Source organism: Pseudoxanthomonas sp. LjRoot204_2 (assembly GCF_056175765.1).
The window spans coordinates 1-8,524 of sequence record NZ_JBGFFG010000118.1; the positions used below are offsets into that span (position 1 = coordinate 1).

General features: G+C 66.6%; 7 protein-coding genes. 6 read left to right on the forward strand and 1 reads right to left on the reverse strand.

The window, feature by feature from the left end:
- Positions 1-11: 11 nt before the first annotated feature.
- A complete protein-coding gene (locus tag AC04L7_RS07495; RefSeq protein ID WP_475512764.1) occupies positions 12-2,717 on the forward strand; it encodes a TonB-dependent receptor in 2,706 nt (901 codons plus the stop codon).
- A 224-nt stretch (positions 2,718-2,941) separates the two neighbouring features.
- Here the strand turns inward: AC04L7_RS07495 and AC04L7_RS07500 are convergent, their stop codons facing one another.
- Positions 2,942-4,291 carry a pectate lyase family protein gene (locus AC04L7_RS07500; RefSeq protein ID WP_475512762.1) on the reverse strand — a complete coding sequence of 450 codons (1,350 nt, stop codon included), beginning with the start codon at positions 4,289-4,291 and terminating at the stop codon, positions 2,942-2,944.
- A gap of 152 nt (positions 4,292-4,443) precedes the next feature.
- Here AC04L7_RS07500 and AC04L7_RS07505 point away from each other — a divergent pair, with 152 nt between their 5' ends.
- From AC04L7_RS07505 to AC04L7_RS07525, 5 genes are all read left to right on the forward strand, one after another.
- Positions 4,444-5,301 carry a 2-keto-4-pentenoate hydratase gene (locus tag AC04L7_RS07505; protein WP_435996677.1) on the forward strand — a complete coding sequence of 286 codons (858 nt, stop codon included), beginning with the start codon at positions 4,444-4,446 and terminating at the stop codon, positions 5,299-5,301.
- Positions 5,298-6,293 (forward strand): TRAP transporter substrate-binding protein, encoded by a 996-nt coding sequence (locus tag AC04L7_RS07510; protein WP_435996675.1) that lies wholly within the window; start codon positions 5,298-5,300, stop codon positions 6,291-6,293. Before AC04L7_RS07505 ends, AC04L7_RS07510 begins: the two co-directional genes overlap by 4 nt.
- Before the next feature lie 9 nt (positions 6,294-6,302).
- A complete protein-coding gene (locus AC04L7_RS07515) occupies positions 6,303-6,821 on the forward strand; it encodes a TRAP transporter small permease (RefSeq protein WP_296279344.1) in 519 nt (172 codons plus the stop codon).
- 3 nt (positions 6,822-6,824) lie between these two features.
- Positions 6,825-8,108 carry a TRAP transporter large permease gene (locus tag AC04L7_RS07520; protein ID WP_435996672.1) on the forward strand — a complete coding sequence of 428 codons (1,284 nt, stop codon included), beginning with the start codon at positions 6,825-6,827 and terminating at the stop codon, positions 8,106-8,108.
- A 5-nt stretch (positions 8,109-8,113) separates the two neighbouring features.
- On the forward strand, positions 8,114-8,524 hold a 411-nt coding region (locus tag AC04L7_RS07525; protein ID WP_475512763.1), incomplete at its 3' end, for a pectate lyase.

The window sequence follows — 8,524 nt, forward strand, 5'->3', positions numbered from 1 at the left end:
GCGCCGAACAGATCGACGCCGTGGTCGCCGAAGACATCGGCAAGTTCCCGGATCTCAACCTCGCCGAAGCGCTGCAGCGCATTCCCGGCGTGGCGATCGACCGCGACGCCGGTGAAGGCCGCTCGATCACCGTGCGCGGCCTGGGCCAGGATTTCACCCGCGTGCGCATCAACGGACTGGAGGCGCTGGCGACCACCGGCGGCACCGACAGCTCGGGTGGCGCCAACCGCGGCCGCGGCTTCGACTTCAATGTGTTCGCATCGGAGCTCTTCAGCAAGCTGACGGTACGCAAGACGCAGTCGGCGCAGGTGGACGAAGGCTCGCTCGGCGCCACCGTCGACCTGCGCGGCGCGCGTCCGTTCGACTACGACGGTTTCACCAGTACCGTGACCACCCAGATGGGCTACAACGACCTGTCGAAACAGTGGGACCCGCGCTTCTCCGCGCTGATCAGCAACACGTGGGCCGACGGCAGGTTCGGCGCGCTGCTCTCCGCCGCGTACAGCGAGCGCAACCTGCTGGAGGAAGGCTACAGCGCGGTGCGCTGGGACAACGGTGCCTCGTCCAACGGCTTCTGCAGCCCGGTCGGCTACGCTCCGCAGAACAACACCAACAACAGCGGGCGCGGTACCACGGCCCTGAATTGCTCCACCGGCAATCCACGCCCGGCCAATACGCAGGCCAACAACGATGCCTACCGCCTGGCGTCCGCGACCACCACCTTCCATCCGCGCCTGCCCCGGTATGGTCGGCTGACGCACGAGCAGGAACGTCTCGGCGTCACGGCCGCGCTGCAGTTCAAGCCCAGCGACCGTACCCTGCTGAGCTTCGACGCGCTGTACTCGAAGCTGGATGCCACGCGCCAGGAGGATTTCCTGGAAACGATCTCCTTCAGTCGCTCGAACTCGCAGGGCGGCAAGTACGAAACGCACGTGCTGCAGGCCGAGGTCGATGATCGCGGCAACCTGGTCTATGGCGTGTTCGACAATGTCGACGTCCGGTCGGAGTCGCGGTTCGATGAGCTCTCCACCGAATTCAGCCAGTACAGCCTGAGCCTGGAACAGGACGTCACCGACCGGCTGACGCTGAATGCGATGGTCGGCACCTCGACGTCCGAGTTCCGGAATCCCGTGCAGACCACGGTGACCTTCGACATCCAGAACCTCGATGGCTACAGCTGGGACTACCGGGGCAACAGCCGCCTGCCGGTGATCACGTACGGCAGCCTGGACGTGACCAGCCCGTCGGCCTGGCGCTGGATCAGCAGCCCCGCCGCCAATACCACCGGCTCGGAAATCCGCATCCGGCCGCAGGGGGTCGACAACACCTTCGACACCGGCAAGCTGGATCTGGATTTCGCGATCAACGAGACCTTCACGCTGCGGGGCGGCGTGTCGTACAAGAAATTCCAGATGGACACCTGGGAGTTCCGCCGCGCGAGCGAGACGTCGGTGCCCGCACTGCCGGCCGGCACCACCCTGGCGGACCTGTCCACCCTGGTCACCGGCTTCGGCCGCGGACTCGACGGCCGCGGGCCGAGTGCGTGGCTCATTCCGGATCTCGGCGCGATCGCCAGCCTGTTCGACATCTACTGCAACTGCAACACCGGCCTGCCCGGCGGCGACTTCACCCTCAGCAGCATCACCAACGGCAACGCGCGCGGGAACAACCGCAGCATCGGCGAGGAGGACTGGGGCAGCTACCTGCAACTGGACTTCAACACCGATCTTGCCGGGCGTCCGCTGCGCGGCAACGTCGGTCTTCGCTATGCCACCACGGATATCGATGCCAGCGGCTATACGTCGGTCGGCGGCGGCAGTCCGGTCACCGTCAGCAACGACTACAAGGACTGGCTGCCCTCGTTCAACGTCGCCTGGGACGTCACCGACGAGCTCGTGCTGCGTTTCGGTGCCGCCAAGGTGATGGCGCGTCCGCAACTGGGCAACCTGTCGCCCGGCGCCGGCGTCACCACGACCGGCACGCCGAACATCCGCGTGGGCAATCCGTATCTGGACCCGTTCCGCGCCAAGACCTACGACTTCAGCGCGGAATGGTACTTCGCCGAGGACTCGGTGCTTTCGCTGGCGCTGTTCTACAAGGACATCGAGACCTACATCCAGGAGCTGCGTGAGAACATCGCCTATCGCGATACCGGCCTGCCGCTGGAATGGGTGCCCTCTACGTTCTGGGACGTCCAGTTCGACGTGCGCACGCCGATCAACACGCCTGGCGGTCCGTTGAAAGGCTTCGAACTGAACTACCAGCAGCCGTTCACCTTCCTGCCGGGCGGCTTCCGTCACTTCGGCGTGCTACTCAACTATACGCACGTCGAATCGGACATCGACTACGCGGTGCCCGGATCGTTCCCGGTGACCTACATCGCCAACGACCTGGTCAACCTGTCGACCGATTCGTACAACGCGACGCTGTACTACGACAACGACACGTTCAGTGCCCGCGTGTCGACCTCGTTCCGGGACGACTACCTGCAGCGCGTGCCGGGCCAGAACAACAACGACGTGGAAGGCAAGCGCAGCGCGCGCAGCGTGGACGTGTCGATGTCGTACAAGTGGAACAAGCAGTTCACGCTCACCTTCGAAGGGCTCAACCTGACGGACGAGTTCAACGACCAGTACGTGGATTCCGTGGGCGATCGCGCCTCGGTCTACCACCACACGGGCCGGCAGTACTACGTGGGCGCACGGTTCAACTTCTGAGTCCCGCCGGCGGGCGTCCCGCAGGACGTCCGCCGCACGGTCCAACGGCCCCGCCACGGGCTCGCTCATGCGGGAACGCGCGAGCGCACCAGTGCCGCGGCCGCGCATCCGCCGACGATCCTCTCTTGACCTCACGCCCGCCATGCATGCCAGCCGGAAAGCAGAAGGCCCGCCGATGGGCGGGCCTGTCCGAACGTTGCCGGCCTGCGCCGGCAGCGTTCGCCTCAGCGCAGCGGCTCTCCGCGTGGATAACGGCCGGACACCGGCTCCATCGTGTCGAGATTCCATTCGCTCTCGACGAAGGGCTTGCGCGCTTCCTTGTACTGGGGATAGCCGCCCACCTGCTCCTGGCTGTCGATGATCTCGCCGCGCCCCTCGATGACATCGGCCACGATGCGACGGTCGATCAGGTCGCGGTTCCAGGGCGTGGCGCCCACCGTTTCGATCACCGCATCCTGCACCTTGGCGGATGGCAGCAGCGCGACGCCGAACGGCAGCGCCGGTGCGCTCTTCAGGCGGTTGAGCTTGACCGGCGCGGTGGTATAGCTGCCGGTCTCCTGAATGCTCGTGTTGCCCACGCGGTCGACGATGAGGTTGTCCTGCGCATACAGGTCGAGGTCGCCGGAACCGCCGATCATCAGGAAGGCCAGCGGTTCGGTCGACCTGCCGGCGCGCATGACGTTGCCGCGCACCACCATCTCGCCCTTCGAGTACGGATGACCCAGCCATTCTTCGGCGATCAGGTTGTAGTGGATCGCTCGCTGGCCCGGGTTGTAGATGAGGTTGTTGATCACCTGGCCGCGCGCACCGCCCTTGAACAGCGGGCTGCGTTCGTAGTTGTGCGCGTACAGGTTGCCCACGATCAGCACGTCGTTCACGTGGTCGTGGATCAGCGACCCCTTCGAGTGCTCGCCCTTCGGATGGGTGGCGTGTGCGAGTCCCTCACCGATGATGTTGTTGCTGTAGGTGATGCGGCGCGACGCGTTGGCCATCCACTCCGCCTCGTTCTCGCCATGGAAGCGGGTGCTGGAAGCGCTGAGGTTCTCGTCCGTCGCCCAGGTCAGCGAACAATGGTCAACGATCACGTCGTGCGCCCCACGCACCGTGGTGATGGCGTCGATGTCGCCGGAACGCTTCGGCTTGCCGCCGTCGCCCGGCCGGATACGCAGATGGCGGATCACCACGTCATGGGCGGCGATGGTCAGGCCACCCTTGATGAGGGTCACGCCGGGGTGCGGCGMGGTCTGGCCGGCAATGGTCAGGAACGGCTCGTCGATGCGCAGTTCCTTCATGCCGAGATCGATCACGCCGCCGACCTCGAACACCACGATGCGCGGACCCTTCCCGGTCACCGCTTCCTTGAACGAGCCGGGGCCGTCCGCGGCCAGCGTGGTGACACGGACGATCCTGCCACCGCGCCCTCCCGGCGTGTGTGCCGCCGCGCCCTGTGCGCCGGGAAAGGCGACGCTCGTGGCGTCGGCCGCCAGCAGCGGTGGCGCGGCCAGCAGCATCAGCATCGCGACCAGACCGCAGGTCAGTCCGCGGGCCCGCGCGGGGAAACGGATATRAAGCATTGGCTCCCTCCCAGGAGTGGATCGACGCATCGTGGCATCGGGATGGGTTTTTGCGGCAGTGCACATTGTCAATGACACCGGTTTACCATATACAGGCCATCAACCTGCACTGTCACTCGGCAGTGCAACAAAACGCAGCGGGGAGAACCCACTTGAGCAACGACCAGAATGCCCTCGCCGACGCGCGCGCCGCGGTGCCCGCACTGGCCGCCATCGCGGACAGTTTCGTCGGCGCGCGCCGCCAGGGCAGGGCTTTGCCGGGCTTTCCCGGCGATATCCCCGACGACCTCGTTACCGCCTACCGCGTCCAGGATCTGGCGATCGCGCAATGGCCGGACCGGGTGGTCGGATGGAAGGTCGGATTCATCGCGCCCGAGCGCCGCGATGCGTCCGGCGACGAGCGCCTGCTGGGGCCGATCTTCGCAAAGCAGCTGCAGATGACCACCGGTAGTCAATCGGTCTTCGAAGTGTTCGAGGGCGGCTTCGGCGCGGTGGAAGCCGAATACGTGCTGCGACTGGACGCGGATGCGCCAGCCGGCAAGCTCGACTGGACGCCTGAAGAGACCGCCGCCGTGCCATCGACGCTGTTCACCGGCATGGAAGTCGCCAGCAGTCCGCTGGCGACGATCAATCAGCTGGGTCCGCGTGTCGTCGTGTCCGACTTCGGCAACAACAATGGCCTGGTGATGGGCGTCGAGATCCCGGACTGGGCCCATCGCAGCGATGCCTCGCTGGCGTGCACCACCTCGATCGACGGCCGGCAGGTCGGACAGGGAGGCGCGACCACGCTGCCCGGCGGGCTGCGTGCCGCCTTCGCGTTCGCGCTCTCGCGTTCGGCGCGCCGCGGCCGCCCGCTGAAAGCCGGCGACCTGATCGCCACCGGCAACGCCACCGGCATCCACGACATCCTGCCGGGCCAGCGGGCGTGCATCGCGTTCGACGGTCATGGCAGCATCGACGGCGTGGCCACGGCTGCGACCGCGAAGGACGAGGGAGACTGGCGCGCATGATGAACCGTCGTCGTTTCCTGGGCGCCGGCCTGGGCGTGGCGGCCGCGCTGCCGATGGCAGGCGGCCGGGCATTCGCCGACGAGGGACGGCGCGTGCTCACCGCTACCGACGTGCACGTGAAGGACTATCCCACCGTCCAGGCCGTGCGCTGGATCGGCGAGACCCTCGCGAGGGAGACCGGTGGCCGGGTGACCCTGCGCCAGTACCACTCAGGCCAGCTGGGCCGCGAATCCGAAGCCATCGACATGGCGCGGTTCGGCGCCATCGACATGACGCGCGTGTATGCCGGCGCGCTGAACAATGCCTTCCCGTTGACCCAGGCGCTCTGCCTGCCGTACGTCTTCGATTCGGTCCCGCACATGCGGCGGGCGATGGACGAGGGCGTGGGCCAGGCGGTGCTGGACGGTTTCGCACGGCGCGGCCTGGTTGGCCTGGCGATCTACGATTCGGGCGCGCGGTGCTTCTACAACACCAAGCATGCCATCCGCGCGCCGGCCGACCTGCATGGCCTGAAGATCCGCGTGCCGGTGTCCGACATCTTCATCCGCATGCTGCGCCTGTTCGGCGCCAATCCCACTCCGCTGTCGCTGGGCGAAGTGTTCTCGGGGCTGGAGACGCACATGATCGACGGCGCGGAAAACAACATCCGCAGCTTCCACTCCAGCCGGCATTTCGAAGCCGCGCGCTACTGGTCGCAGACCAACCACTCGTACGCGCCCGACGTGCTGCTGGTCTCGCAGCGGACGCTGGACAGCCTCCAGCGGCGCGACCGCGACCTCCTGATCGACACCGCGCGCCAGTCCGTCGGCGTGATGCGCACGCTTTGGGACGCATCGGAAGCGGAAGCGCGCGGCGCCGTCTTCGCGGCCGGGGTCGAGCGCAACGACGCGGACCTGTCCGCTTTCGCACGGGCATCGCAGCCCCTGCTCTCCGAATACCGCAGCGATCCGGCGATCGACACGCTCTACCGCCGCATCCGCGACCTGGCCTGAGGATCGACCATGTCAGAAGAAACCACGCTCCTTCCCGCCACCCCGGTACAGCGCGGCATGGACCTGCTGTCCGATGCCGCGATCGCCATCGCCGTCGCCGCCCTGCTGGGGCTGGTGGTCGTGCAAGGCTGGCAGGTCATCGCGCGTTACGTCATCAACGATTCGCCCAGCTGGACCGAACCGGTCACCGTGCTGCTGCTGACCACCGCCATGAGCCTGGGAGCCGCAGCTGGCGTGCACACCCAGCGACATTTCGGTTTCTTCCTGTTGGCCGATGCGGTCGGTCCGCGCCTGAAGAAGGTGCTGCATGCCATCTCGCCCCTGGTGATCGCGGCCATTGGTGGCGTGATGGCGTACTGGGGCGCGGTGCTGCTGTTCGACGGCCTGGACATCCGCATCGCCGGCGCGCCGATGCCGCAGAGCATCGGCTACCTGCCGCTGTCGGTCGGCGGGACGTTGATGGTGGTGTTCGCCCTGTACCGCCTGTTCCTGGTGCTGCGTGCGCCGCTGACCGACGAGGCCCGCTGACCGATGGCGATCACCCTGCTGTTTTCCCTCTTCGCGATCCTGCTGCTGATCGGCGTGCCGGTCGCGTATGCGCTGGCTGCGGCTTCGCTGGCGACGCTGCTCTATCTCGACCTGCCCAGCATCGTGCTGGTGCAGCAGATCTCGTCGGGCACGGGCTCCGCATCGCTGATCGCCATTCCGCTTTTCATCTTCGCGGGCGAGATCATGCTTCGCGGCGGCATTTCCGAGCGCCTCATCAGCCTGGCCGCCTCACTGGTGGGACGTTTGCGTGGTGGCCTCGGCCAGGTCAGCATCCTGTCGTCGCTGTTCTTCGGCGGCGTATCCGGCTCGGCGATTGCCGACGTATCGGCCGTCGGCGGCACGATGATTCCGCAGATGGTCAAGCGGGGCTATGACCGCGATTTCGCCGTCAACGTCAGCATCACCGCTGCCTTGGTGGCGCTGCTGGTGCCGCCGTCGCACAACCTCATCCTGTTCTCGGCGGCCGCGGGCGGTGGCCTGTCGATCGCCGACCTGTTCGCCGCGGGCATCGTGCCGGCATTGCTGATGACGGTCGTGCTGATGTTCACCGGCTGGGCGGTCGCCTGCAGGCGCGGCTATGGCACCGAGCCCTTCCCCGGCATGCGCGCAGTGATGCTGCGGCTGGTGGCCGCGCTGCCCGGTCTCGGCCTGGTGGGACTGATCTTTTTCGGCATCCGCGCCGGCATTTTCACAGCGGTGGAGAGCGCCGCGATCGCGGTCGTCTACGCACTGCTGGTCACCAGCGTCCTGTACCGGCAACTGTCGGTGAAGGAATTCTTCGCCACGGTGACGCATGCGGCGCGCACCACCGGCGTGATCCTGTTCGTGATCGCGACGGCCGCCGTCTTCGGCTGGCTGCTCGCCTATCTGCAGGTCCCGGCCGCTGCGGTCGATGCGCTGCAGTCGATCGCACACAGCAAGTACACCGTGCTGCTGCTTATCGTGCTGGTGCTGCTGGTGCTGGGCACGTTCATGGACCTGGCTCCCATGATCCTCATCTGCACCCCCATCTTCCTGCCCGTCGCACGCGCGTACGGCATTGATCCGATCCACTTCGGACTGGTGCTGGTACTGACGGGCGGCATCGGCCTGGTGACGCCGCCGGTGGGATCCGTGCTGTTCATCGGTACGGCCATCGGCAAGATCACCATCGCGCAGAGCATGCGCACGATCTGGCCGTTCTGGCTGGCCGGCTTGGCGGTGCTGCTGGTGGTGGCGCTGTTCCCCGACCTCTCGCTGTGGTTGCCGCGGGCGTTGAAGGGATGATCGCGGTGCGTGCCCTAGCCATCGCGTTGCTGATCGCATCCTCGTCCGCGATGGCCGCGCCGTCGGATGACGCGCCTTCGCTCGCCGGCTTCGAGGACGCCATCCACCACTGGCGCAACGTGCATGGCGATGCGTACCCGCGCTATCTGCCGGAGGACGTTGCGAAGATCGCCGACAACATCCTGCGCTACCAGCGCGTGGACGGCGGCTGGATCGAAAACCAGGATCCGGCGAGGATCCTGGACGATGCCGAGAAAGCGCGTTTCGATGCAGAGGCGCGCAAGTCCGGCGGTAGCTTCGACAATCGCAACATCTACACCCAGCTCGACTACCTGGCCACGGCGTATGCGATCACCGGCGACGTACGCTATCGCGACGGCAGCCTGAAGGGCTTGCAGTTCACCCTGGCGCAACAG